General features: G+C 50.1%; 20 protein-coding genes. 14 read left to right on the forward strand and 6 right to left on the reverse strand.

Features of this window, described 5'->3' with window-relative positions:
• Positions 1–15 precede the first annotated feature (15 nt).
• The 9 genes from ABDW72_RS00300 to ABDW72_RS00340 all read left to right on the forward strand — a co-directional run bounded on the left by ABDW72_RS00300 (position 16) and on the right by ABDW72_RS00340 (position 11,133).
• A complete protein-coding gene (locus tag ABDW72_RS00300; RefSeq protein ID WP_347156432.1) occupies positions 16–636 on the forward strand; it encodes a hypothetical protein in 621 nt (206 codons plus the stop codon).
• Positions 637–687: 51 nt separating this feature from the next.
• Positions 688–864 (forward strand): hypothetical protein, encoded by a 177-nt coding sequence (locus tag ABDW72_RS00305; RefSeq protein WP_347156433.1) that lies wholly within the window; start codon positions 688–690, stop codon positions 862–864.
• Positions 865–933: 69 nt separating this feature from the next.
• A complete protein-coding gene (locus tag ABDW72_RS00310; protein WP_347156434.1) occupies positions 934–1,446 on the forward strand; it encodes an NADH-quinone oxidoreductase subunit J family protein in 513 nt (170 codons plus the stop codon).
• A 2-nt stretch (positions 1,447–1,448) separates the two neighbouring features.
• Positions 1,449–1,763, forward strand: coding sequence for an NADH-quinone oxidoreductase subunit NuoK (gene nuoK / locus ABDW72_RS00315; protein WP_347156435.1), 315 nt, complete (start codon positions 1,449–1,451; stop codon positions 1,761–1,763).
• 189 nt (positions 1,764–1,952) lie between these two features.
• Positions 1,953–4,133 (forward strand): NADH-quinone oxidoreductase subunit L, encoded by a 2,181-nt coding sequence (nuoL, locus tag ABDW72_RS00320; protein ID WP_347156436.1) that lies wholly within the window; start codon positions 1,953–1,955, stop codon positions 4,131–4,133.
• 133 nt (positions 4,134–4,266) lie between these two features.
• Positions 4,267–6,012, forward strand: a complete 1,746-nt coding sequence (locus ABDW72_RS00325) for a complex I subunit 4 family protein (RefSeq protein WP_347156437.1) — start codon at positions 4,267–4,269, stop codon at positions 6,010–6,012.
• Positions 6,013–7,518 carry an NADH-quinone oxidoreductase subunit N gene (locus tag ABDW72_RS00330; protein ID WP_347156438.1) on the forward strand — a complete coding sequence of 502 codons (1,506 nt, stop codon included), beginning with the start codon at positions 6,013–6,015 and terminating at the stop codon, positions 7,516–7,518.
• A gap of 8 nt (positions 7,519–7,526) precedes the next feature.
• Positions 7,527–9,419: an amidophosphoribosyltransferase gene (locus tag ABDW72_RS00335; RefSeq protein ID WP_347156439.1), complete on the forward strand. Its 1,893-nt coding sequence runs from the start codon at positions 7,527–7,529 to the stop codon at positions 9,417–9,419.
• A 511-nt stretch (positions 9,420–9,930) separates the two neighbouring features.
• Positions 9,931–11,133, forward strand: coding sequence for a T9SS type A sorting domain-containing protein (locus ABDW72_RS00340; RefSeq protein ID WP_347156440.1), 1,203 nt, complete (start codon positions 9,931–9,933; stop codon positions 11,131–11,133).
• Positions 11,134–11,208: 75 nt separating this feature from the next.
• Here ABDW72_RS00340 and ABDW72_RS00345 read toward each other — a convergent pair whose 3' ends face one another.
• From ABDW72_RS00345 to ABDW72_RS00360, 4 genes are all read right to left on the reverse strand, one after another.
• The gene (locus tag ABDW72_RS00345; RefSeq protein ID WP_347156441.1) at positions 11,209–11,535 is read right to left on the reverse strand and encodes a HesB/IscA family protein; all 327 of its coding nucleotides are present in this window, start codon (positions 11,533–11,535) and stop codon (positions 11,209–11,211) included.
• A gap of 12 nt (positions 11,536–11,547) precedes the next feature.
• Entirely contained in the window at positions 11,548–11,955 is a 408-nt protein-coding gene (locus ABDW72_RS00350) for a hypothetical protein (RefSeq protein WP_347156442.1), read from the reverse strand.
• Positions 11,956–11,967: 12 nt separating this feature from the next.
• The gene (gene iscU / locus ABDW72_RS00355; protein ID WP_347156443.1) at positions 11,968–12,381 is read right to left on the reverse strand and encodes a Fe-S cluster assembly scaffold IscU; all 414 of its coding nucleotides are present in this window, start codon (positions 12,379–12,381) and stop codon (positions 11,968–11,970) included.
• A 108-nt stretch (positions 12,382–12,489) separates the two neighbouring features.
• Positions 12,490–13,704, reverse strand: a complete 1,215-nt coding sequence (locus tag ABDW72_RS00360; protein ID WP_347156444.1) for an IscS subfamily cysteine desulfurase — start codon at positions 13,702–13,704, stop codon at positions 12,490–12,492.
• Positions 13,705–13,830: 126 nt separating this feature from the next.
• On the opposite strand from ABDW72_RS00360, the gene mce reads away from it, so the two are divergent.
• The 3 genes from mce to ABDW72_RS00375 all read left to right on the forward strand — a co-directional run bounded on the left by mce (position 13,831) and on the right by ABDW72_RS00375 (position 16,551).
• Positions 13,831–14,232: a methylmalonyl-CoA epimerase gene (mce, locus tag ABDW72_RS00365; protein WP_347156445.1), complete on the forward strand. Its 402-nt coding sequence runs from the start codon at positions 13,831–13,833 to the stop codon at positions 14,230–14,232.
• Between the two features lie 88 nt (positions 14,233–14,320).
• Positions 14,321–14,893: an L-threonylcarbamoyladenylate synthase gene (locus tag ABDW72_RS00370; protein ID WP_347156446.1), complete on the forward strand. Its 573-nt coding sequence runs from the start codon at positions 14,321–14,323 to the stop codon at positions 14,891–14,893.
• 230 nt (positions 14,894–15,123) lie between these two features.
• Positions 15,124–16,551 (forward strand): CCA tRNA nucleotidyltransferase, encoded by a 1,428-nt coding sequence (locus tag ABDW72_RS00375; protein WP_347156447.1) that lies wholly within the window; start codon positions 15,124–15,126, stop codon positions 16,549–16,551.
• A 163-nt stretch (positions 16,552–16,714) separates the two neighbouring features.
• Here the strand turns inward: ABDW72_RS00375 and ABDW72_RS00380 are convergent, their stop codons facing one another.
• Positions 16,715–19,237 carry a PspC domain-containing protein gene (locus ABDW72_RS00380; RefSeq protein ID WP_347156448.1) on the reverse strand — a complete coding sequence of 841 codons (2,523 nt, stop codon included), beginning with the start codon at positions 19,235–19,237 and terminating at the stop codon, positions 16,715–16,717.
• Between the two features lie 2 nt (positions 19,238–19,239).
• Entirely contained in the window at positions 19,240–19,578 is a 339-nt protein-coding gene (locus tag ABDW72_RS00385) for a PadR family transcriptional regulator (protein ID WP_347156449.1), read from the reverse strand.
• Positions 19,579–19,855: 277 nt separating this feature from the next.
• Between ABDW72_RS00385 and ABDW72_RS00390 the strand changes: the two genes are divergently transcribed.
• The gene (locus tag ABDW72_RS00390) at positions 19,856–20,953 is read left to right on the forward strand and encodes a putative type IX sorting system protein PorV2 (protein ID WP_347156450.1); all 1,098 of its coding nucleotides are present in this window, start codon (positions 19,856–19,858) and stop codon (positions 20,951–20,953) included.
• A 30-nt stretch (positions 20,954–20,983) separates the two neighbouring features.
• Positions 20,984–26,044, forward strand: a complete 5,061-nt coding sequence (gene porU2 / locus ABDW72_RS00395) for a putative type IX secretion system sortase PorU2 (protein ID WP_347156451.1) — start codon at positions 20,984–20,986, stop codon at positions 26,042–26,044.
• The last annotated feature ends 6 nt before the right edge of the window (positions 26,045–26,050 follow it).

Consider the following 26,050-nt stretch of genomic DNA (forward strand, 5'->3'; position numbering starts at 1 on the left):
GCGGGAGGAGAAAGTATGGCAGTGTTCGAATTGCTGCGGGATATTGGCGTGTTTGGTCTGGCGATGTGGTTTATCCAGAACCTGCTCTCCAAATCAGCAGACAGGAAGTTTGAGAGCTACAAAACAGAACTGGATCATAAGTCCCGGGAGTTTCAGCTGGACCTGGATGCCCGGCTGGAGCAGCAGAAGTATGAACTGACACTGCACAACTTCAAAGCCACGCAGGTATATGAAAAACAGCTTTCGGTAATAGACGAACTTTACAAGAAGCTGATTCTGCTCAATAGCGACATGCAGGAAATGACGGCGGCGCTGCAGCTGGTAATCGAAGACCCGGAGAAAGAAGAGCAGGAGCGGATAAAAAAGGCAGGGACAGCTTACGAAGCTTTTCTGCAGTTTTATACCCAGAATAAGCTATACATTCCTAAAACTGCTATCGCGAAGATCGAAAACGTGCGGAACGATTTTTTTGACAGTTATTGGGATTATACCTTCCGGAGAGGCGCTGCGCCCGGAGAAGCCTTTACGTATGAGCGGGCGAAGGCGGCAGGCGTACGCATCAAAGAGAACATTCAGCCGGCTATCAACCAATTAGAAGATGAGTTTCGCCAACTGCTGGGGGTAGATGTGAAGTAATGTACGGCGCTATAGCAGCAGGTACTCTTAAAGAACTTAACCAGATAAACTATGAGAATCCCAAAGGTACTTTTTTTCTTGTTCGTGACAGGCTTGGGTGGGGTTCTTTCATGGTACGGCTATCAAATGAGCAGACAACCTTTATCTTCCATTCTTTTCTTTGGCGGTTTCCTGGTGATGTTTGCCGGCGTGATCGGCATCTTTATAACTGCTGCAGATAGAAAGTAGCAATGCTTCAGAGTTGAGACAATACAAAATGCGAATAGATCAGAACAGTGCTAACAGACAAATAAGACCATGCTCTTTTATTTTTTCGCCGCACTTGCCATAATTTCCGGCGCATACATGGTGCTGACGCGTAACCTGCTGTATGCGGGCTTTTCGCTGCTGCTTACGCTGCTGAGTGTGGCAGGCATCTATGTGCTGTTGTATGCCGATTTTGTAGCCGTAACGCAGCTGATGGTGTATGTAGGAGGGGTGCTGGTGCTGCTGCTGTTCGGCATCATACTCAGCAGCCGCGTTCATGACCGGTCGGTGCTGTCAGAGAGCGTGAACAAAGGATGGGGTGCGGTGATTGGCCTGCTGCTGATTATCGGTTTGAGCTACACTATCCTGCAGGCCAACCTTGGGCAGCTGTCCTGGCTGCAAGAGGCAGATGCGAACGTGCTGGGCGAACAGAAAAGCACGGTGCAGACCATTGGCATTGCACTGATGACAGATATGGTGGTACCCTTCGAACTCGCCTCACTGCTGCTGCTGATCGCTCTGATTGGTGCCGCCTACATTGCCACTGACAAACAGAAAATATAAGTATGGAACAGATTCCGCTGGAGCACATTTTGCTGTTAAGTGCTGTTTTGTTTAGCCTCGGTATCCTGGCCGTGATCACCAAACGGCATGCTGTAGTTGTGCTGATGGGTATCGAACTCATTTTTAATGCAGCTAACCTGAACCTGGTTGCTTTCAGCCGCTATGATGCCGGCCTGCTGCAGGGGCAACTGTTCTCGCTGTTTGTGATCGTGGTGGCTGCGGCCGAGGCGGCCGTTGCCCTGGCGATTGTGCTGCGCGTGTACCAATATTTCAAAACGGCCAATCTAAGCGAGATCGTGGGTCCGGAGAACAGGTGATTGGCCGCATCGCCTGTGTCTCACCGGCAGGCAAATGCTAAGTATAACGAGTTTGTAGGAAGTATGTCAGTACATTTGAGGTACAAACGCATAATTGGTAGTAAAAACTAAACCTTTCTACTTAACTTTGGGAGGCGTATCGGTTTGATGCTGTGCGTCGGACCATCACCAATCAAACCCGAACTTACCTTGGAGCTATCCGCATTGCTAGAGCCGCTGGCGGGCACCCCGCAAACTACCACCGCATTGGTGGTGCTGTTGCTGCCTCTGCTGGGTTTTGTGGTGCTCTGTTTTGCTGGAGACAAGCTGCCGCGGCGGGGCGACTGGCTGGGGATCGGTACGACAGTGCTGGCGCTTATACTTGCCATTTACCTGTTTAGCCAGACCTGGAACACCGCCATTTTTCATAGCCGCCTGACCTGGTTTAGCATGCCCGGCCGAAGTATGGCGCCCTTTACCGCCGGTCTCCTGCTGGATAACCTCACGGTGCTGATGCTTGTCATCGTCACCTTCATTTCTACGCTGGTGCAGCTGTTTTCGGTGGGGTACATGCACGCCGATAAAGGCTACAGCCGCTACTTTGCCTACCTCGGCCTCTTTACCTTCAGCATGCTCGGCATTGTGCTGGTCGATAATCTGCTGCTGCTGTTTATGTTCTGGGAGCTGGTGGGCTTCTCATCCTACCTGCTCATCGGCTTCTGGTTTGACCGGCCGGCTGCCGTAGCTGCCAACAAAAAGGCTTTCCTCGTAAACCGCGTCGGTGACATCGGGTTGCTGCTGGGCCTCTTTGCCTTTTATACCTTCTTCCGCACCTTTGACCTGGAGGCGCTGCGGGCGCTCCTTGGCACCGGCCACTGGATTGGCGGCAACTTCATGGCTACTTATACTTTACACGGGCAGCCGTGGCTGGTAGAAGCAAGCCCGCTGCTGCTTACGCTGGCAGGGCTGGGGCTTTTTATGGGCTGTGTAGGCAAGTCGGCGCAGTTTCCGCTGCAGGTATGGCTGCCTGATGCTATGCAGGGCCCTACGCCGGTGTCGGCGCTCATACATGCTGCTACCATGGTGGCAGCGGGCGTATACCTGCTAGCCCGTTGCTACGCTTTTTTTACTGTCGATGCCCTTACAGTTATTGCTTTGGTCGGCGCGGTAACAGCCCTTGCCGGTGCTGTGGCGGCCCTCACGCAGTACGACATCAAGGCGGTGCTGGCCTTTTCCACCATCTCGCAGCTGGGGTATATGGTGATGGCCATGGGCACGGGCGGGCACGATGCCGCGCTGTTTCACTTAGCTACGCATGCTTTCTTTAAAGCTGCCCTGTTCCTGAATGCCGGTATCCTCATCCATGCCATGCACCGCGGGTTGCATCACAGCCACCTGCACCAGCACCTCGATCCGCAGGACATCCGCAACATGGGCGGTCTTCGCAAAGTCATGCCACTCACTTTTTATACTTACCTGCTGGCTGCTGCTGCGCTGGTGGGGCTGCCGCTGTTCTCAGGCTTCCTGTCTAAAGATGCGATTCTGGCGGGTAGCTGGGCGTGGGCACAGACCAGGAGTGCTAGCGGCAATCCGTTGTACTTTGTTGTGCCGCTAATTGGCTTTACTGTTGTGCTGCTCACGGCTTTTTACATGGCCCGGCACATGTGGTTCATTTTCTTCGGCCAATTCCGGGCACCGTTTGAAGTGCAGGCGCTGCGGGTATCGGCCAGGCAGGAGCAGGAGTGGGTGATGGCGCTGCCGGTTATTTTGCTGGGCATGCTCTCGCTGGGCATTTTCTTTTCGCTGAACCCGCTGCATTTCAGCGGAAGCTGGCTGCTACAGGGCATTGGCATCGAAAAACTAGTTTCCGGCAAAGCCTTGCTGGCTGGCGACCTGCTGCAGGCCGTGCGGGTGCAGGACGAAGCAAACCACACTGCTTACCTCCTCTTTGGCATTGTATCGGCTTTGCTAGGCATGTTAGGCATTGCCCTAGCTATCAACAAGTATAAAAACAGAACGGGAGCGGAGTTGCTGCAAGAGGCGCCAAAAAGCGCTATCAGCCGGTTTTCGTATCATCATTTTTACCTGGACCGCTTCTATCGTCAGGCATTCATCCAGCCAACTTTGCTGCTGGCAAAAGGGCTCTACCGCGTAGACAAGCGCGTGATCGACTATACGTTGAATTATGGCAGCAAATGGCTGGTGGTCATGTCCAAGATTGTTGCTTGGTTCGACCGGTTGGTGGTAGACGGTATAGTGTGGCTGGTGGCGACACTGTCGCGATTACTTGGCGGTGTTGGCCGGAACCTGCAGAACGGAAAGGTACAAAGCTATTATGCGTACTCTTTATTCGGATTTATTTTAATAATACTATACATCATCCTGTTTTGATGTTAATTTCGCAGGCAGAAGAAGGGCAAAAGTGTGGCATTGCAGCTGTCCCTGTTTTTACAAAGAAGGCTATTACCTATTATCCGGTATGCCTTCAAAAGATCTATACGAACAGTCAACCTAAAAGCCGTTGATGAATTTTATACTTAGCAGCCTCATTTTTGCACCTCTGCTGGCAGCCTTTGTTGTGTTGCTGTTGCCGCTGCGTCTGCAAAAGCTGATGAAGGCGGTGGCGCTGCTGGGCGCATTGGTGCAGTTGGGGCTGGCTATCCTGTTATACCTGCGCTTCGATGGCCATGTGGTATCCAACGGGCAGCAAGGCTACCAGTTTGTAGAAAAACTCTCCTGGATCAGCTTCACGCTAGGCACGCTGGGGCGGTTTCAAATCAACTATTTTCTTGGTGTAGATGGCCTTAGCGTTAGTATGGTGCTGCTCACGGGTATTGTGGGCGTTATTGGCGTGATCTCCTCCTGGACAATCAAAAAGAATGTAAAAGGCTACTTTCTGCTTTACCTCTTGCTGCTCACCAGTGTAATGGGCTGCTTTCTGGCACTCGACTTCTTCTTATTTTACCTCTTTTTTGAATTCATGCTGCTGCCGATGTACTTTCTCATTGGCATTTGGGGTGGCCCCAAGCGCGAGTATGCCGCCATTAAGTTCTTCATCTATACGTTAGTAGGCTCTCTTTTTATCCTGATCGTAATGATCGGGCTCTATACTTCTGTTATTGATCCGCAGGCAACAGCGGTACAACTGGGGCTAATGGAGCAGGGGGCAGGCAGTAGCAACCTGGTACTACAGCAGGTGCAGCAAATGCTGCAGCAAAACGCCATTGCCAGTGCTGACCTGGTGCGCACCTTCAGTATTCCGGCCATGATGCACCCGGCCAATTTTATCCCGGGCAGCCTCTTGCATGTGCTCTCGGGTGTGGGGCTGTGGCATTTGCCCATCCGGTTTGTTGCTTTCCTGTTGCTGTTTGCTGGTTTTGCCATTAAAGTACCGTCGGTGCCGGTGCATACCTGGTTGCCGGATGCGCACGTGGAGGCACCCACGCCCATTTCGGTGCTGCTGGCAGCTATCCTGTTGAAAGTAGGTGGTTATGGGCTAGTTAGGATTGTATACCCCATTTTTCCAGATGCGGCCGCTTACTTTTCTATCCTTGTGGGCGGCTTGGGCGTGCTATCCATTATCTATGGGGCGCTCTGCGCACTGGCCATGAACGACCTGAAAAAGCTGATTGCCTATTCCTCTGTATCGCACATGGGCTTTGTGCTGCTGGGGCTAGCGTCGCTTACGACCGAGGGCGTAAACGGAGCCATTTACATGATGTTCAGCCACGGGCTAATCTCGGCTATGCTCTTCCTGCTGGTGGGGGTGATCTATGACCGTACGCACAACCGTATGATCCTCAACTTCCGCGGGCTCGCGAAACGGATGCCTGTGTATACTACCTTTGTGGTGATCGCATTTTTTGCCTCGCTGGGGCTTCCGGGCTTCTCCGGCTTTATAGCGGAGTTGCTGGTGCTGGTAGGTGGTTTCGGAGCTCCGGAGGCCACCGGTATGCTGCCGCGGTGGCTGACAGTGGTGGCTGTATTGGGGCTGTTACTGGCAGCAGCCTACTACCTGTGGGCGCTGCAGCGCATGTTCTTTGGCAAGTTCTGGATATTTCCGGAGCTGCGCCAAAAGGCAACCATTTCAGACATCGACCTGCGTGAGTACCTGATGCTGGTGCCGCTGGCGGTGCTGGTGCTGCTCTTCGGTATTTTTCCGAATCTGCTCCTCGATAAGATCGGCCAGACCATAAACGGTTTAACGGAACTGGTGCTGCAGAACGGGCAGGAGCAACTGAATTTAGTTTTATCTTCCTTTATCCACTAAGTGAACGGGCAGGCAGCATACTTATCCGATAAATTGAATGCCATAACAGCAGGGGCAGGGTTCCTGCTGCCCGAACTGCTGCTCACGTTTTTCTTTCTGCTACTTGTAGCGCTGGATCTTTTCCGCTCCGACACGATAAAGCGCCTGCTGCCCTGGATTGCCTTAACGGGCCTGTTTGCAGCGCTGCTGGTGCAGGTGTTTGGCGGGGCTACCGCTGAAGGCAGGCTGTTCCAGGAGATGCTGCGCTCCGACGGGCTGGCGCGTTACGGCGGTGTGCTTTTCTGCGGAGCCGGTATTTTTACCGTGCTGCTGTCGCTGCAACACAGGGGGCTGCAGCACCTTAAGCAGGGGCGGGGAGAGTACTATGCGCTGATCCTGATGTTGGTGTTGGGCCTTCATCTGATGGCAAAATCTGTAAACCTGCTGTTGGTATTTCTCAGCATCGAAACGGTTTCCATCACCTCCTACATTCTCACCCTTATTTTAAAAGAAGAGAAGCGTGCCGTGGAAGCCGGTCTGAAGTATATTCTGTATGGAGCACTATCGGCCGGGGTGATGCTGTATGGCATGTCTTTTTTTTATGGACTGACGGGCACCCTGAACTATACTTCAGAAGGATTTGGCCTGGCGCTGCTGCAGGCCGACACGCTGTTAGTGACTGTAGCGGCTATACTTGTATTTGCCGGCTTTTTCTTCAAAATCGCTGCGGTGCCGTTGCATTTTTGGGTGCCGGATGTATACCAGGGAGCACCAATGCCGGTGGTGGCGCTTTTCTCCACCGGTCCCAAAATAGCGGGCATTATCGTGCTGCTTCGCTTTGTGCAGGCCTTTACCGATCCGCTGGCCTTTGCCGATGTGCAGTTGTTTTTAGGTGTTGCGGCGGTCGGCACCCTGGCCATTGGTAACCTGACGGCACTCTGGCAACGCACACCGCGCCGCCTGCTGGCATACTCGTCCGTGTCGCATGCCGGCTTCCTGCTCACAGGGCTCCTGGCTTTCGGCACTGGCTATACTTCCAGCATCCTGTTTTACCTGACAGTGCTGCTGTTCATGAACTTCGGCATTTTCCAGTTCCTGCAGATAGCAGAAGAAAAGCTGGGCGTCACGCACTTAGAGGAGTTTGCCGGTCTTGGGCGGGCTTACCCATACTTGGGCGTGATGGCGTTGCTCTACCTGCTGTCGCTGACGGGGCTGCCGCCACTAGCTGGTTTTATGGGCAAGCTGCTTATTTTTAGCAATGTCTGGGAGGCCTATACCCTAAGCGGAAACAGCCTGCTGCTGGTTTTATTGGTAGTAGGGGTGCTGCTGACTGCGGTTGCCTTATTTTATTATATCAAGATACCATTCTACCTTTTCTTTAAAGGGAATTTAAGTGAAGAAAATTTAGTTATTTCACTGTCTAATAAACTGCTGCTGGCACTGTTTGCCTTGCCGCTGCTGGTCTTGTTTTTTAAGCCTGACCTGCTGCTGCGCTGGATAGAGCAACTGCTGGGGCAAGCATTATAATAGCGTCCATGAGCGAATCGATAAAGCACGAATGCGGGATAGCCTTGATCAGGCTACGTAAACCAATCAGCTATTACGCCGAGAAATACGGCACTCCCATGTATGGCATTAACAAGCTATACCTGCTCATGCAGAAGCAGCACAACCGGGGCCAGGATGGGGCCGGCGTAGCCAGCATTAAGATCAATGCCCTGCCCGGCTTTGACTACATCAGCCGCTTCCGCTCTGTTAAAACCCGTGCCATCGATAGCATATTCGGGAAGATTGGCAAGGAGTATAAAAAGCTGAAAGAAGAGCATCCGGAGCTGGCGCAGGACACAGAGTGGGTGTGGGAGAACATGCCGTTTCTGGGTGATGTATACCTGGGCCACCTGCGCTACGGTACCCATGGCATCAACACCGTAGATAACTGCCACCCGATGGTGCGCGAGAACAACTGGCGCAGCCGCAGCCTGGCCGTAGCCGGTAACTTCAACATGACGAACGTGGAAGAGCAGTTTGAAAAACTGCTGGAACTGGGGCAGCATCCGAAGTATAAAACCGACACCGTGACGGTGCTGGAGAAGATTGGTCACTTCCTGGACGAAGAAAACCAGGCCTTGTTCGGCTACTATAAAAACGACTATACGAATAAGGAAATAACCAGCCTTATTGAAGAAAACCTGGACATGCAGCGGGTGCTGAAGCGCGCCTGTAAAGATTTTGATGGTGGCTATGCGATGGCAGGCCTTACGGGTTACGGCGCCTCTTTTGTAGTGCGCGACCCGAATGGTATTCGCCCGGCCTATTATTATGTGGACGATGAAATTGTGGTGGTCGCATCGGAGAAGCCGGCTATCAAAACAGCCTTTGACATCGAGTATGACGATATCAAAGAGATTACGCCCGGCCATGCGCTGATCATTGATAAAGCAGGTACCCCATCACTCCGCGAGGTGGTGCCACAGGGCGAGAAGACGAGCTGCAGCTTTGAGCGCATCTACTTTTCCCGCGGCAACGACCCGGAGATATACAACGAACGCAAGAACATGGGCCGCCTGCTGTGCCCGCAAATACTGGAAGCGATTGATTACGACCTGAAAGACACAGTGTTCTCTTATATTCCCAATACGGCAGAAACGTCGTGGCTGGGTATGATGAAAGGCATTGAGCAGCACCTGCGTGAGTACCGTAAAAAAGCGTTATTGAATAAAGAGTTGACCGAAGAGCAACTGGATGAGATTCTGCAGTTCCGGCCTCGCGCAGAGAAACTGGTGATTAAAGATGCCAAGCTCCGCACATTTATTACCGACAATGAGCACCGCGACGACCTGGTGACACACGTGTATGATACCACCTACGAGGTGGTGCGCAAAGGCGTGGATACGCTTGTGGTGCTGGATGATTCGATTGTGCGTGGTACTACGCTGGAGAAGAGCATCATCAAAATGCTTGACAAGCTGGAGCCGAAGAAGATCATCATCGTGTCCTGTGCGCCACAGATCCGCTACCCTGACTGTTATGGTATTGATATGTCACGTATGAAAGAATTTGTGGCTTTCAGGGCGTTGCTGGCGATGTTGCAGGAGCGCGGCCTTTCAAATAAAATGGACGAAGTATATGAAAAGTGCCTGTCCACAGTAGGTACGCCTGCTTTTAGGGAGACAAATTATGTGCAGGAACTGTATGATCTGTTTACCCATTATGAGCTGGCTGATAAGGTAGCGGAGATCGTGAGAGCGCCGGAGGTAAAAGCAGAGGTACAGGTAATCTACCAAACAATAGAAGACCTGCATTTAGCTTGCCCCAACCATAAAGGCGATTGGTACTTTACGGGCAACTACCCGACACCGGGTGGTACCGGCGTAGTAAACCGCGCCTTCATGAACTACATGGAAAACAAAGTAGGCAGAGCATATTAATCTTCCTTCTTTTCTTGAAAAAGCCGGCTCCACTCCAGAGCCGGCTTTTTGCTTTTGGCTGAATCCAACTTTCCCCGTAGCGCTTCTTTTAAAGAATTTAAGTGATATTCCGGTAGCACCTTTAACTTGGCTCATGCGCCAGCTTTGACTTGGTAAGAAGTGCAATAGTGAAAGGTGAGCAAAAATTTACTTATTGTTGCTGATCTTGTACTTAGGCGAGCTTTTGTAGAGCTTGGCTTGCTAAGTAGCTTTGTGATATTCTTCTCTAACTATCTTAAATCATACCTAATCACTTCAAATAACAAAATAAAAATGTACAATTGAACTTAAGCTAGATAGTAGCGGTTGAGCTAGAATTATGTAAGTTTTGACACATTCTTATATATAATTGAATCCTGTTTTTAACCCTACTTTATCTTCTATGCAATCAAACATTACCTTCTGTTACAGGCTTCTGCTGGGGATGCTGTTCGCTTATTTGCCCTATAGCCATACTTTCGCTCAGATAAGTATGACAAAAACGACACCAAGTTATTATCAGAATTTTGATGAGCTGCCTGCCCGCGATACGGCGATTTGGGCGAACAATACAGCTTACATGCCGGGGTGGTACATTCAGCGCACCAAATCGACGAACATTATAGTGGCAAATGCTGGTAACAGCAACACAGGTGGCCTGTATAGCTACGGGTTAACCAATGCCAAAGACCGGGCTTTAGGCTCTATCAGTTCTTTAAAAGCTGGGGAGTTTGCTTACGGCCTGTTGCTACAAAATACCACCGGCGACACCATCAAGCTGCTCGATATTAGTTATTATGGCGAGCAGTGGCGTATATCAAACAGCACAGCCGGCCAGCACCAGATTGCCTTTTACTATGCTGTAAGCAGCAGCTCTACTTCTTTTAACCTGTCGCCAAGCTCTGATAAAGGCTGGACGGAAGTGCCTGAGCTTAACTTTAAAGGACCTCACTTTAAAGTAGCCGGAGGGCAGCTGAACGGAAATGCAGCCGATAACCGACGCTTTGTGGCCGCTTCCGTACCTGTTAGCATACCCGCTGGCGCCTACATAATGCTCCGCTGGAAGGATGCTGATGAACTGGAGGCAGACCACGGCCTGGCTATCGACGACTTTAGCCTGACCTGGAGCGTCAGCACAAATCAGCCGGTGACAGTGCTGCCCGTGGAATTAGTAAGCTTTACGGCAAAACTTAAAGCAGATTTGGTGGAGCTGGCATGGCAAACAGCCTCTGAAAAGGAAAGTGACCACTATGATGTAGAACGAAGTATAGGCAACAGCTTATTTGAACCTATCGGAAGGGTAGCTGGCAAAGGCACGACTGCACAAGTGTCTGACTATACTTTTACAGATGAGCAGCCGCAGCCGGGTACCTCTTACTACCGCCTCAAGCAAACCGATACAGACGGTAGTTATACTTACTCTGCCGTGGCAACAGTGGTCAGAGCAGCTACCGAAAGCATTGTACGTGTATACCCTACTATGGCCGAGCAGTTTCTGGAGGTGGACACAGGTGGGCAAATAGAGCAACAGGCCATGGTGCTGGATATGTTGGGCCGGCAAGTAATGGTGCAGCGCCTTCCGGAAACGACCAGCCATTATACCCTGAATGTTGCCAGCCTGCGGGGTGGTACGTACGTGCTGGTGCTACTGAATGCAGCCGGGCGACGGAGCTCCAGCAGGTTTATGAAACGATAAAAAGAACAGGTATAAAAAGCAACAGGGCAGCTATGTATCATAGCTGCCCTGTTGCTTTTTATACCTGTAGTGCTGTTACACCGAAAAGCTGTCGCCGCAGCCGCAGGTACGGGTGGCGTTTGGGTTATTAAAAAAAAAGCCTTTTCCATTCAGGCCATCGGAGAAATCGAGTTCTGTACCGGCTAAGTATAGGAAGCTTTTCATATCGACCACTACTTTCACGCCTTTGTCCTCAAACTCCTGGTCCATCGGCTTTACTTCGTCATCAAAGTCAAGCTTGTAGCTGAGGCCGGAGCATCCGCCACCTGCCACAGAAGCCCGCAAACGGAACGAATCATCCAGCTGGGCATCCTTTTTCAGCTTGATAACCTTTTCTTTTGCCTTCTCTGATACTGTTATCATATTAAGTATAAATTAAGAAACCGGGTTCAGAACCACGCTAAAGACAGTGATCGTATTCACATCCCGGCCAAAGTATAACTTATCGAGTGCCTCATACATATTACGTGCCCGGAAGTAAGAGGTGTTCAGCTCTTTGTCATCGCGCGAAATCCACTGCACGGTGTATGAACTCTCTTTGTCGCGGTAATTTTGCACATAAGCCAGCATTTTACGCAGCGCATCCACCCGGTCGTAGCCCGTTTCGGTATGGAACAGAAACGATTGCTGGTGGCGTGGATTTACAGTGATCAGGTCGAGGCGAACCTTGTTTTCTACCTGCCGGAACTCAAATAGCAAACTGCCTCCGCTTATACCTAAGTGGCTTTCGATCTGCTTTTGAATATGCGCACTCTCAACGTGCACCGCTGATGTTGACTCCATTGAGTCGGTGATTTAGTGGTGAGACTTAGGCAGTTCCAGTTCCGGAAGGCCATTCTTTACACGATAGTCATTAATCGCAGATTTAATCGCGTCTTCGGCCAGCACAGAGCAGTGGATCTTTACCGGCGGCAGCGCCAGCTCTTCCACAATATCCATGTTGTCGATCGCCAGCGCCTCGTCTACTGTTTTGCCTTTCAGCCACTCTGTCGCCAACGACGAAGAAGCGATAGCAGAACCGCAGCCAAAAGTCTTGAACTTGGCATCTGTGATCACCTGGTTCTCGTCCACCTCAATCTGCAGACGCATTACGTCGCCGCACTCCGGTGCACCCACCAGGCCAGTGCCTACATTGTTCTTCGCCTTGTCAAGCGTGCCCACATTGCGTGGGTTGTTGTAATGATCGATTACTTTATCTGAATAAGCCATAGCTATTTTGAATTACAATTTTAAATGATGTTGCATTGAATAAGAAAGTATAACGAAATGTGCTTTTCAGGCCATCCACGTTTCATACTTGTTATTCCTGATGAAATCTTAGTGTTCGGCCCAGGCAATAGAGTCCAGGTCAATTCCTTCTTTATACATTTCCCACAGCGGCGACATATCGCGAAGCTTGCTAACAGCTTCTTTCACGTGGTTGATGGCAAAGTCAACCTCTTCGTCTGTGGTGAAGCGGCTCAGGCCAAAACGAAGCGAAGAGTGCGCCAGGTCATCACTTAATCCTAACGCTTTCAGCACATACGATGGCTCTAAGGAGGCAGACGTACAGGCCGAACCAGAAGAAACAGCCAGGTCTTTCACGCCCATCATCAGGCCTTCACCCTCTACATACTTAAACGAGATATTGGAAACATGGGGCAAACGATGCTCCGTTGAACCATTCACATACGATTCTTCAATCGTCAGCAACTCTCGCTCCAGGCGGTCGCGCATGGCAGAGATGCGGGCCGTATCAGCTTCCATATCCTGCTTGGCAAGCTCACAGGCTTTGCCCAAACCTGCAATGCCAGGTACGTTCAGCGTGCCAGAACGCATGCCGCGCTCATGGCCGCCCCCGTCCATCTGGGCCGTTACTTTAACGCGTGGGTTTTTGCGGCGCACGTACAGAGCACCCACTCCCTTAGGGCCGTACATTTTGTGTGCTGAGAACGCCATCAGGTCGATGCCGTCTGCTTCTACATCTACCGGAATTTTACCTACTGCCTGCGTACCATCAGTAAAGAACAGGATGCCATGCTTTTTAGCAATAGCCGAGATCTCGCGGATCGGCTGAATCACGCCAACTTCGTTGTTGGCATACATCAGCGAAATCAGGATCGTTTTGTCGGTGATGGCTTCTTCCAGTTGCTGCAGGTCAATCAGGCCTTTGTCGTCCACCTGCAGGTAGGTCACCTTGCCGCCAATTTTCTCAATGTGCTTGCAGGTGTCCAGCACTGCTTTGTGCTCAGTTGTAGCCGTGATGATGTGGTTACCTTTGGAGGCATACATCTCAAACACACCTTTAATGGCCAGGTTATCGGACTCGGTAGCGCCCGAGGTAAAAATGATCTCTTTGGGAGAACAGTTGATGAGCGCGGCGATCTGGTCACGGGCATAATCTACTGCTTCTTCGGCATGCCAGCCAAAGGCGTGGTTGCGGGAGGCCGCATTCCCGAATTTATGCGTAAAGTATGGTAACATGGCTTCCAGCACGCGCGGGTCTAGCGGCGTAGTGGCATTGTTATCCAGGTATATAGGTAGTGTTAGCATGGCACTATTTGTTAGCTCTTAATTATCCTGTTTTATAAACAGAAGGTATAAATGATTAGTTTTGAACTGCCGCAAATTTAGATAAAATTACTTACTTAGACTAAATACAAATAGAACAAATAGTAAATGCACCATATAGAACATATCGGGATAGCCGTCAAAAACTTCGGCGAAGCCAACAGTTTATACTTTAAGCTGTTGGGCGTAGCGCCTTACAAAACAGAGCATGTAGCCTCGGAAGCAGTAAACACCTCTTTTTTTAAGGTAGGTGATTCAAAAATAGAGCTGCTGGAGGGCACCACCCCTGACAGCGCCATCAACAAGTTTATAGAGAAGCGCGGCGAGGGCATCCATCACATTGCTTTTGAAGTACAAGATATCATAGCCGAGATGGCACGACTAAAGCAGGAAGGCTTTACGTTGCTGAACGAAGCTCCCAAAAAAGGAGCCGATAACAAACTGGTTTGCTTCGTGCATCCCAAGAGCGCCAATGGCGTGTTGATAGAACTGACGCAGGAAATAAAGTAAACTGTTGGTTGGTTATAGTTGATTGTTGTTCAGGGCAATGGAAATCAACTATGAACGAGCAACAACTAACCCTTAACAATCAAATACAATGAGCCAGTTTTTGAAAGAGATACAGGCGGCGGAAGAAGAAGTGATCCTAGGCAACGTTATACTTTATCCCACCGATACAGTGTGGGGCATCGGATGCGATGCGGAGAATGCAAAGGCTGTAAAGAAGATCTTTGACCTAAAGGAGCGCCCGGAGTCCAAGACGATGATCGTGCTGGTGGCAGATACAGAAATGCTGCGACGCTATGTGAAGGAGGTGCCGGAAAACTTTGAGGAGTTGCTCACGCAGCAGGAGCGGCCTACCACCTATGTTTTTGCGGGTGCGCAGAACCTGCCCAAGGAAGTAATTGCCGAAGATGGTACAGTAGCGATACGCGTGACAAAAGATGAGTTCTGCCACCGGCTGATCCGGCAGGTAGGCCGGCCGATCATTTCTACGTCGGCTAACCTGAGCAGCCAGCCCACAGCGGCAGCCTTTGCCGATATCACTGATAGTATAAAGCAGCGGGTAGACCATATTGTACGTTGGCGGCAGGAGGAAAAAGTAGAAGCCAAGCCCTCGCGCATCGTTAAAATAGAACCGAACGGCAAGCAAACAGTGCTGCGGGAGTGATGCCGGGCCGCTGGCTGCCGGAGCAGTAGCCAGAGTAAAAGCAACTGCTCCTGCGAAAGCAAAACTATGGCAACTCTTAACCTTGGTAAATCCTCTACAGCCCAATCCGGACGATGTTTTCGGAACCAGCTGGAGAGAGCTAGACTGGCCCAGCCGCGCATTGTTTTAATTTATTATCTTACTTTTGCACTTCAGGTGGCGCTTAGGTGGCCTGAGGTTTTGTTTTTAAAATGGAGAAAGTACAATTACCCGAGCATCCGATTTTTGCCGTTGTAGCCGAAGCCGCCGCCGAATTAGGCGTAGATGCTTATGTAATAGGAGGCTTTGTCCGCGACCTGGTGCTCCAGCGGCCTTCCAAAGATATAGACGTGGTGTGTGTAGGGGATGGTATTGCGCTGGCAAGTATGGTAGCACTTAAACTGCCGAACAAGCCAAAAGTAACGGTATTCAAGAATTTTGGAACAGCCATGCTGCGGGCAGGCGAGTGGGAAGTGGAATTTGTAGGTGCCCGCAAAGAGTCATACCGCGAGCACTCACGCAAACCGGAAGTAGAGCAGGGTACGCTGGATGATGACCTGAAACGCCGCGACTTTACCATCAATGCACTTGGTATCAGCTTGAACAAGCGCAACTATGGCGCGCTGATTGATGCATTCGATGGCTTAAAAGACATGAAGCGGAAGGTGCTCCGCACACCGCTGGAGCCCGGTATTACATTCTCCGATGATCCGTTGCGCATGATGCGCGCCATCCGTTTTGCCTCCCAACTCGGCTTTGATATTCACGCCGATACCTTCGATGCCATTGCCGACAACAAAGAGCGTATTACGATCGTGTCGCAGGAGCGCATTACGGATGAACTGAACAAGATCATACTTTCGCCTACGCCCAGCTATGGCTTTAAGCTGTTGTTTGCATCCGGTTTGCTGCAACTGATTTTCCCGAAAATGGTGGAGCTGCACGGGGTGGAAACGATCAACGGCAACTCGCACAAAGATAACTTTTACCATACGCTACAGGTGCTCGACAATGTAGCCGAGGTATCTGATGACCTATGGCTGCGCTGGGCCGCCATCCTGCACGACATTGCCAAACCTGATACCAAACGCTACTCGCCCAAAGTAGGCTGGACCTTTCATGGCCACGAAGACCGGGGCGCCCGCCTGGTGCCCAAGCTGTTTGCCGCACTAAAGCTGCCCCTGAACGAGCATATGAAGTTCGTGCAGAAGTTGGTGCGTCTGCACCTGCGCCCCATTGCGCTAGTGAAAGATACGGTAACCGATTCGGCCATCCGCCGGCTTTTGTTCGAGACCGGAGATGATGTGGATGCATTAATGGCTCTCTGCCGCGCCGACATCACCTCTAAAAATGACAACAAGGTAAAACGCTACCTGCAGAACTTTGATAAGGTGGAAAAGCGCCTGGTGGAAGTAGAGGAAAGCGATCAGCTCCGCAATTTCCAGCCGGTGATCACAGGCGAAGTGATCATGGATACCTTCGGATTAAAGCCCTCTAAAACAGTAGGCGAACTGAAAGAAATTCTCACGGAGGCAATATTGGAAGGCAAGGTGAAAAACGAGTATGACGAAGCCTTCGCTTTCCTGCTGCAGAAAGGGCAGGAGCTCGGGCTTCGTCAGGCTCACTCGTCAAACAACTAAACAAACGTTCAGTAAAGTAAACGCAAGTATAAAGTATTTATTATATATAGTTTTATTTTGTACTAAGCGCAGGGTAGGAGCGGGCTGAACTATAGCATAGTGCAGCCCGCTTTAATTTTTAATTAAATTTATACTTGCTTGCAAAGTATAGAGGTGCTTTTAACTATTGCTTCGCCACTTTACTGGCGCCGTTTGCTTCAACCTTAGTGTTCTCGGGGTTGCCGGCATAGGTTACTTTGCTGGCACCTGAGGCTTCTGCCCGAAGCTCAGAAGAGGCATAGACACTCACCACCGTCATACCGGCGGCATCCACAGCTACTTTACTGGCGCGGAGCTGGTCGGCGTTGATCTTGCAGGCCCCGGCGGCTGTGAGGTCGAACGAGTCGGTTGATCCAACAAATTTACTGGCCGAGGCTCCGGTAATTTCCGCTTTCAAGTTTTTGGTTCGCACGTTGAAAGCAGCCTTCGTGGCCCCCGTCAGGCTAACGGCCAAATCGTTGCTGGTCAGGCCGGTTACATTGGCTTTGATGGCGCCACTCAGATCAATTTTGCTGATGTCCGGTGCCGTGATCTGGATAAGCACGGGCTGGTGGTCATCAAACAGGTTGATAGACCGGCCTTTATAATTGATGCGGACCTCATCTCCTGCTTGCTCCACCTGCATGCGCTTTAGTTCTTCCTCATCGGCACGAACGCGAACGCTGTAGTTGCTTCCCTGCTTTAGTTCTACATGATAGGGACCTCCGATACTGATGTGGCGAAAGTTGCTGAAGTTATAGTTTTGAACGTTGTTGCTATAATCACTTTCGTTCAGCAGCATGCTCTCACCATCTCCAAAGGCATCCAGGTCAACATCCATGTGGAAGTCGCTGCCGTCCTGTTGCTGCGAATCGTCTATCGTGTCGGTGGCGCAGGTGAGGCATTCCAGCATATCGCCTTTTACCTGCCAGGTATTGCGCATGATCTTCTCGTCGCTGTAATCCTGGTCAAAGGTGCCACTCGGCAGCATGTGAATAAAATCACGCGTCAGGCGCAGCTTCTTATCTTTAGGCAGCTTCAGAATAAGGCTCAGGTGCTGGTCGCGGTAAGCGGCGCCGGGCTTGAACTCGTAGCTGTTATCGAAGCGAAGGACGGAGTCACGCTGCACCACCCGGTACGTAATCATGCGGGCATTTGCCTGTGCTTCTGCCTCTGTTCGGCCTTTGGCTTTAACGTTTTGGATGATTTCCACATCCGCGTTGTCGGTTTCCCGCACATCTACATCCACATTTACATAGCTAAAGTCAGTGTTGGTATAATACGCATCCAATGTCAGGGTCTGGTAGTTGCCAACAGGTACAACTTTGCTGGTGGTTAACTCGCCGGAGCGACTGAAGTTACCTGCGTACGACACGCTGCAGGCGATAAGTATAAACAGGCTCACCAGCCATACTCCAAACATCGACCAGCCTACAATCGGGCGCAGGAAAAAGCGCTTTACCAGCAAGCCGATTGCAAGAAAAACCAGCAGAATCACTGGGATGATGCCTACAAAAAAACCTGCCACCAAGCCAAGCCTGGGAAAGCCCTCCAGAAACAAGGAGGGCTGAAAATTGCCAAAAGTGAAGTTTTGCGGCTCGCTGATCAATCCTAAAGAATAAAAGAACGTGGTGAAAAGTGCCATGGTCATGCCAATGGAAACGATCAGCAGAAAGACCCCTGCACCCACCCGTATCAACGTGATCAGGAAGGCAAGTATAGGCCCTATAAAGGAGCCCAGCCAGGCAAACACCTGCGAAATAAGGCGCAGAGGCAACAACACTACTTTGGCTGCTGTGCTTTCTTCGCCCGCATAGTCGTGCATGTTCAGGTTGTCCTTCAGCGACCGTTCAATGCCGGCCAGCGTCACAGGGTCGCCCTGCATCTGCATGCGTTCTGTGAGCGTTACGGCTTCAGGAACAGCCACCCACAGCACCAGGTAGGCGATAAGGCCGAAGCCGCCGGCAAAGATGAGAGCGAGGAACAGGATACGCACCACCGCTATATCTACACCGAAATACTTAGCAATACCGCTGGCAACACCGGCCACTTTCTTGTCCTCAGGGTCGCGGAACAGCTTTTTAACGGTTGTTTCTGGCAGCACGGCGCTCGCGGGCATGGCAATCCAAAGTATAATATATAGGATGGTGCCGAAGCTGGTGGCGCCATGCGTAAACGGAATACCTAGGGCAAGCAGCACAAAAGCCAGCCGCACCCACACCATGTCTACGTTCAGGTAGTTCGCGATGCCGGAGCAAACGCCGCCCAGCACTTTGTGGTTAATGTCGCGGTACAGCTTTTTAGGAGCAACGTAAGTATACGCTTCCGCCTCTGGCCCCATCTTTGGTTCTGTGGCAGCAGCTGCGCCGGCGCCGGCATGCGGCATTTCCTCATCCATCGGCTCCAGTATCTCAAAATCGGTCACATCGCCCATGCGTGCCACCAAGTACTGCACGTCCTCCAGTGAGATGACCTGTTTGCCAGGTGCCAGGCGTGCACTGAAGATTTCGGCAATCCGCGACTCAATATCGGCCACAATTTCCTCATGCCCTTCATAGTTGGAGAAGTATGTTCTAATGGAGGCAAGGTACCGGCTAAGCTGCTCATATCCATCTTCTTCGATGTGGAAGATGATGCCTTGCAAGTTTACGCTTATGTTCTTTTTCATGATTACTTAGCTTTCTTGTTTTGCATGATAATTTCAGTCGACTCTACCAGTTCATGCCAGGTTTCGCGGAGCTGGTCCAGAAACTCCCGGCCTGTATCGGTGAGCTTGTAGTACTTGCGGGGTGGCCCGGAGGAGGACTCTACCCAATTGTATTCGAGAAGTGCGGCGTTCTTAAGGCGGGTGAGCAACGGGTAGAGGGTACCTTCCACAACAATCATTTTAGCTGCTGTTAGCTCTTCCAACATGTCGGACGCATATACTTCACCACGAGCGATAATCTCCAGGATGCAGAACTCCAGAATTCCCTTCCGCATCTGCACTTGTGTGTTTTCTACTTTCATGATGATTCCGTTAGAATGTTGAGCAAATATATAATAAGGTACTATGTAAAGCAAGGTACTATTAAAAATAATTACGAGGGTTTTTTTTATTAGTTATCCGGTGGAGAAGAATATTCTTTTAAATCCTTATTTTTGGACAAAATATTCCAGAGATACAAAAGCCGGAAATGCCACTTATAGTGTTAGTTGAGGCAGTAGCCGGTACTGCTATGTCTATTGGGGCAGTGCAGGAAAGTGCAATTATCTTGAAGCAAGTGAAATAACCTTTACATTATACATGAACAAATTTACCCTTCGCTGTCTGGCTGTGGCTTTCCTGCTGCTTTGCCGGGTGGCAGCTTCGGCACAGGTAGCCACGCCCAAGTATAGCAATGAGTTTTTGAACATAGGCGTAGGCGGGCGGGCGCTGGGCATGGGCAACGTGCAGGCAGCCATTGCCTCCGATGCCACCGCTGGCTACTGGAACCCAGCGGGCTTGCTGCGGCTGGATTACAAGTATAACACAGCCTTGATGCACTCGGAACTGTTTGCCGGTATCGCTAAGAACGACTTCGCCAGCTTTGCCATGCCCCTGGATAGTAGCAGTGCGCTGGCAGTTTCCGTTATTCGCCTAGGCGTAGACGATATTGCCGACACGCGCCGCCTGCAGAACGAGTATGGCTACATTCAGTATGATAGCATCCGCTTTTTCTCGGTAGCCGACTATGCCATGCTGCTCTCGTATGCCCGACGCAGCAACTTAATCCAGGGGCTTCGCCTGGGCGCTAGTGCCAAAATCATTTACCGGAATGTGGGCGAGTTCGCCAAGGCCTATGGCTTCGGCATAGATGCAGGAGCCCAACTGGAGCGCGGCAACTGGCAGTTTGGTGTAATGGCCAAGGATATTACCACTACCTTTACCGCCTGGACGCACAATGTGGATGCCCTGGAAGATGCCTATCTGCAAACTGGCAATGACCTGCCCGAAAATACGGCCGAACTCACGCTGCCGCGCGTTATACTGGGTGCGGCCCATACCTTCCACCTCACCGATAAGTTCTCTGCATTGCTTGCTACAGATCTGGATTTTACTTTTGATGGCAAGCGCAACGTGCTGCTGAAGTCAGATGTGGTGTCGATGGACCCGCATGTGGGGCTGGAACTGGCCTATGCAAATACTGTTTTTGTGCGCGGGGGTCTGAACAATTACCAGGAAACGACCAACTTCAATGGCAGTACCATCAAACGGATGCAGCCTAACTTTGGAGTAGGTATTAAAACAAACGGCTTCAACCTCGACCTAGCGCTTTCCCGTGTGAACGACAAAGAAAGTAGTGCCATCTCCAGCGGCAGCACCTCCTCCGTGATTGTGTCGCTAGGCTATTCCTTCAACTAATTGACAATTTCACTGTTTCCTATAACAGCTATGCGCAAATCTTTATACTCGGTTCGGCTGGCTCTGGCCTTACTCTTTTTCATACTTGGGAGCTACGGTACTGCAGCCTATGCTCAAAGCAAGTATGGTAATGAATGGATCAATAACTCGCAAACCTATTATAAGCTAAAGATTATCAATACAGGGTTGCACCGTCTCAGCTACGGCTACCTGGATAGTTTGGGGCTGTCCAACGTAAATCCGCAGCAACTGCAGCTTTTCAGACGAGGAAAAGAAGTGGCACTCTATGTAGCCGGCGAAGCAGATGGCAAACTGGATGCCCCGGATTATGTGGAGTTCTACGGCGAGCGCAACGACGGTGCCCTCGATGGGGAGCTTTATCAAAACCCAGCCAACCAGGTAAACCAGTTTTATAGCCTTTACACCGATACAGCAGCTTATTTCCTGACTATAAATCCAGCGGGCGGCAAGCGTATGCGGCAAGAGAACACTGCGGTAACCGGACGCACGCCGGAGCCATACCAGATGCAGAAGGCATTTGATATAGAAACTCCATTTTACTACGTAGGCAGGAAATATGATCAAAGTAAGATGCCTTGGATGGATGAAGGGGAAGGCTATTTTTCTTTAGCCTCACGTCTTCTTAAAACATATACTATTTCAGGTATTACCAACATCTTAACTACGGGGCCTAAGCCTTATTTGGAGTTTGCAACGGTAGGAGAAAATTACGAGTATCATACTGTAGATGTGAACATCCTGAAACCTGATAATTCTGTTAGAAAATTGAACACCTATAAGTATGGAAGCTACAGTTTTGCAAAAGATATACAAGAGATAGAATTTAGTGAAATAAGTACCCAAGGAAAGCTGACAGTTCAGGTTGTGCCGCTGGAAACTGCTGCACAGGCTAACCAGATTGCATTTTCATACGGGACTTTAACATATCCTCAGAAAACAGCTATGTCGGGCAATAGCATGTTTTTTTATACAGATTCCACGCGCTCTGCCTCTCCTTATTTTGAGTACACCAACCTGGCAGCTGCCATAGTGGCCTATGATGTTACAAATCCTTATAATCCCATCAGAATAGAAGGGTATATTGCTGGTACAAAAAAAGGCTTTGTAATAAACAGTGGCACAATTACCCATAAGGTATTACTGGCAAATACATTAAAGCCATTTAAGCCTAAAGGAGCTGTAAAGCAGGTTAAATTCCGGGAAATTACGCCTGCTGCCTACAATTATATTATTGTCACAAATAAGCGGCTGATGAAGCAAGCCTTAGGGTCAGAGGTAGCGGCTCCGTTAGCCTATGCGGCATACAGGTCCTCTGCAGCTGGTGGAGGGTATGAGCCGCTAGTGATGGAAATGGATGAAATTGTAAACCAGTTTCATTATGGGGACTTCTCGTCTAATGCCATCCGGCACTTGATGCAGTACATGCTGACGTCGGATCGAGAGAAGCAGCTTTTTATTATAGGCAAGGGGATTGCTTATGCTGATGATTTTTACCGGGATATTAATGGTAAGTTCAGTTATTACCAGCCTGGCGCTCGGAATCCCCTGGTGTATACTTATGATCTGGTGCCAACCGGAATCGCACCTGCTTCAGACATCTTCTTCACGGCTGATTTTCAGAACTCCTCTTATGCGCCGCAGGTGCCTACCGGCCGCTTGTCGGTCACTACCCCGGAGCAGGTAATACAGTATCTGAATAAAGTAAAAGAATACGACGCGCTGTCACCTACAGCGCCATGGCGAAAAAATATCCTGCAATTAGGTGGCGGCAAAACAACCAGTGAGATAAACTTGATCGCCTCCTATCTGCGGGAGTATAAAAAGATTGCCGAAGGCCCGCTTCTTGGAGCTAAAGTAACTGAAAAGTATAGGCAAAATGTGAGCGAAGTAGTAGAAACAGTTAATGTGGCGGACGAGGTGAACAATGGCGTTTCGTTAATTACTTTCTTCGGGCATAGTGCTGCGGGTGCTACAGACCTGGACATCGGGTTAGCCTCTGTGGCTGTAAATGGGTATAAGAACAAAGGCAAGTATCCGGTAATGCTGATGAATGGCTGTAATGCAGGAAATGCATTTGTACCAGGTAACGTGCCAAATAGTACTTCCTTCGGAGAAGACTGGCTGGCAACAGCAGACAAAGGCGCCGTTGCTATGATCGCACATTCGGATGCCGGTTACCTTAACTTTCTCAACCTATACTCCAGCTTTTTCTACTCTACTGCTTTTCAGGACGAGGCGTTTTATGGCAAACCGCTCGGTACTATACAACAGGAAACAGTGAAGCGGGTACTTAACGCCACCGGAAGCGATATTGCCAGGGCGATGGTAACGGAAATGGTACTGCAGGGTGACCCAGCGCTTACATTATATTCGCCCGCTAAACCTGATTATCTGTTTAGCGGAAGCGCATTTACCATCTCTACAGATGACAAATCTACCGTAACAGCTGCAACAGAAAAGTTTGACCTGACAGTTGGCGTGAACAACTTGGGGAAAGCTATTCCGGATTCGGTTTATATAAAAGTGAAGCGAACGCTTGCCAATAATACTGTTCTTATACTGGACTCTATCAAAGTTGCCCCTATACTTAAAGAAGGAACAATCACCCTACCAATAAATAACAGTGGAGTAGCCTCCTTAGGGATGAACATGTTTGATATATATCTGGATAGCCCCAATACGATAGAAGAGTATAACGAAGATAATAACATCGGGCACTTTCAGCATTACTTTCCGGCCAGCGGACTCATTACCCTGGCGCCGGCAACGTATGGCATCGTAAATACCCCGCAGGTAAAGCTGGTAGCACAGGCAACGCAACTGGAGAGTAACCAGCAGGGATATTATTTTGAGATAGATACGACCACAGCCTTCAATAGCCCCGCTCGGCTGACACACCTAGCTGATAAAGCCCTGCTGCCCATGTGGGAATTAAACCTTCCTGCTCCTGAGAAAACAGTTGACAGCTTGGTGTATTATTGGCGGGTACGCTTTCAGAACTATGAAGCAGGCGAAGATACGGTATGGGCAACAAGTTCCTTTCGTTACATCCAGAATGGCAGCAATGGATGGTCTCAGAGCCACTATGGCCAGTTTGCACATACCCAAACTGATAAAATAAGTCAAACAGGAAAGCAAAACATCAAATGGGAATTTGACCCGGTGCTCGCTGAAGTAGGAGTTAAGGCAGTAGGAGGCGACGAGCGCTACAAGTTAAACCAGTACAACCTTTATTATAATAGTAAGCCGCTCATTGCACGCGAATGTGAAAACCCGGACGTTAGTGCCCTGCCGCGGATATATGTGGCGTTGGTGAACAATATAGATCTGGCGCTGGTGGAGAATTTTAATCCGAATGTAACTTGCAGTACATTCCCGTATGTGTATGAGTTTGGAGATATTTCTAATTCTGCTAACCAGCTCAAGCTGGAGAATTTTCTCAAGAGTGTACCCGAAGGCTACTATGTTATAGCCGGAACAGTTAACAAAGTCCCGTTCAGTGCCTTTCCTGCTAGCCTCAAGAATGAATTTAAGCATATCGGCTCCAGCCTGATCGATCAGCTACAAACAGGCTATCCGTTTGCAATTATCGGGCAGAAAGGAGCAGCGCCAGGTACAGTTAAGGAGCTTTCAGCAACAGTAGAACCGCCAGCCCCTGCGCCTACTTCGCAGGCCATTTCGTTGCAAACAGTGCTGAAAACGAAACATATGGCCGGTACGCTCACCTCCTCGCCGGTGGGGACAGCGCTGAGTTGGGGAGCGCTCTACCATAACGTTTCCCGTAACGGGGAAGGCAACGACAAGTATAAACTGAGTGTGATTGGCGTAGAAGCGACTGGTAAGGAGCAGGTGCTTGTCGAGAACGTTAATACAAAAACGTACGATCTTACCCACATCGACGCCCATACCTATCCCGTGCTGAAACTGCAGGCCTTTGTTTCTGATTCTACAGCGCGAACAGCACCGCAATTACGCGAATGGCTGGTATACTATGAGGCGGCTCCGGAAGGTGTGATACGGCCTGATTTGGTGCAGGTAAATGAAGATATTCTGACAACGCAGGCAAATCAGGGCAAGCTTACGATGCCAATGGCCTTCCAGAATGTGACCAATGTTCCTTTTCCTGATTCGTTGGCTGTGGACGTAACCTTAACCGGAGACGGCATCCAGGCGACTACTTCGCGCATCAAAATAAAGCCGGCTGGCGCTAACGAAACCGTAAACTTTAGCTATTCCATGCCAACGCTTTCCATGGATGGCAGCTACAAGCTTAGCATGTTTGTAAACCCTCATGTGCAGCCGGAGCAGCAATACTTCAACAACTTCTACGAGGTGCCTTTTAAGGTAAAATCGAAGCTGCACCCGATCATGGATGTGGCCTTTGATGGCGTGCATATCTTAGACGGAGAACTGGTGTCGCCAAGCCCGTTGATCAGCATTGTGGTGAAAGACGAAAACCGGCAGGCTTATCTGCAGGACCCCTCCACCATGTCAGTCATCATTATTCAGCCGGATGGCCAACAGAAGGAAGTTTCATTGGCGAACAACCCGGAGGAAGTACGGTTTTATCCTGCCGACGAAAAGAATGATTTCCGGCTGGAGTACAAGCCGCTGCACCTAGAGGACGGCAAGTACAGCATGGAGGTGCAGGCAAAAGATATAGCGGGTAAAGCAGCAGGCGCATCGCCGTACCGCATCGGCTTTGAAGTGGTGAATGAGGCAAGCGTCACAAATTTCTACCCTTATCCGAATCCTTTCTCCTCTAAAACACAGTTTATCTTCACGCTGACGGGCAGTACGATTCCGGAGCATATGAAGATTCAGGTGATGACGGTAACTGGTAAGGTTGTGAAGGAGATCATGAAGGAGGAGATGGGGCCGCTCCGCATCGGTAACAACAAAACCGAATATGCCTGGGATGGAACAGATATGTATGGCGACAAACTGGCCAATGGCGTATACCTTTACCGGGTGGTGATGAGCCAGGTAGGCGAGGACATGAAGCACCGCTATACTGCAGGCGATAAAGCCTTTAAGAACGGTTATGGCAAGCTCTACATTTTGCGCTAACCGGTT

It is taken from the genome of Pontibacter chitinilyticus, assembly GCF_039748935.1.
Lineage (GTDB): Bacteria > Bacteroidota > Bacteroidia > Cytophagales > Hymenobacteraceae > Pontibacter > Pontibacter chitinilyticus.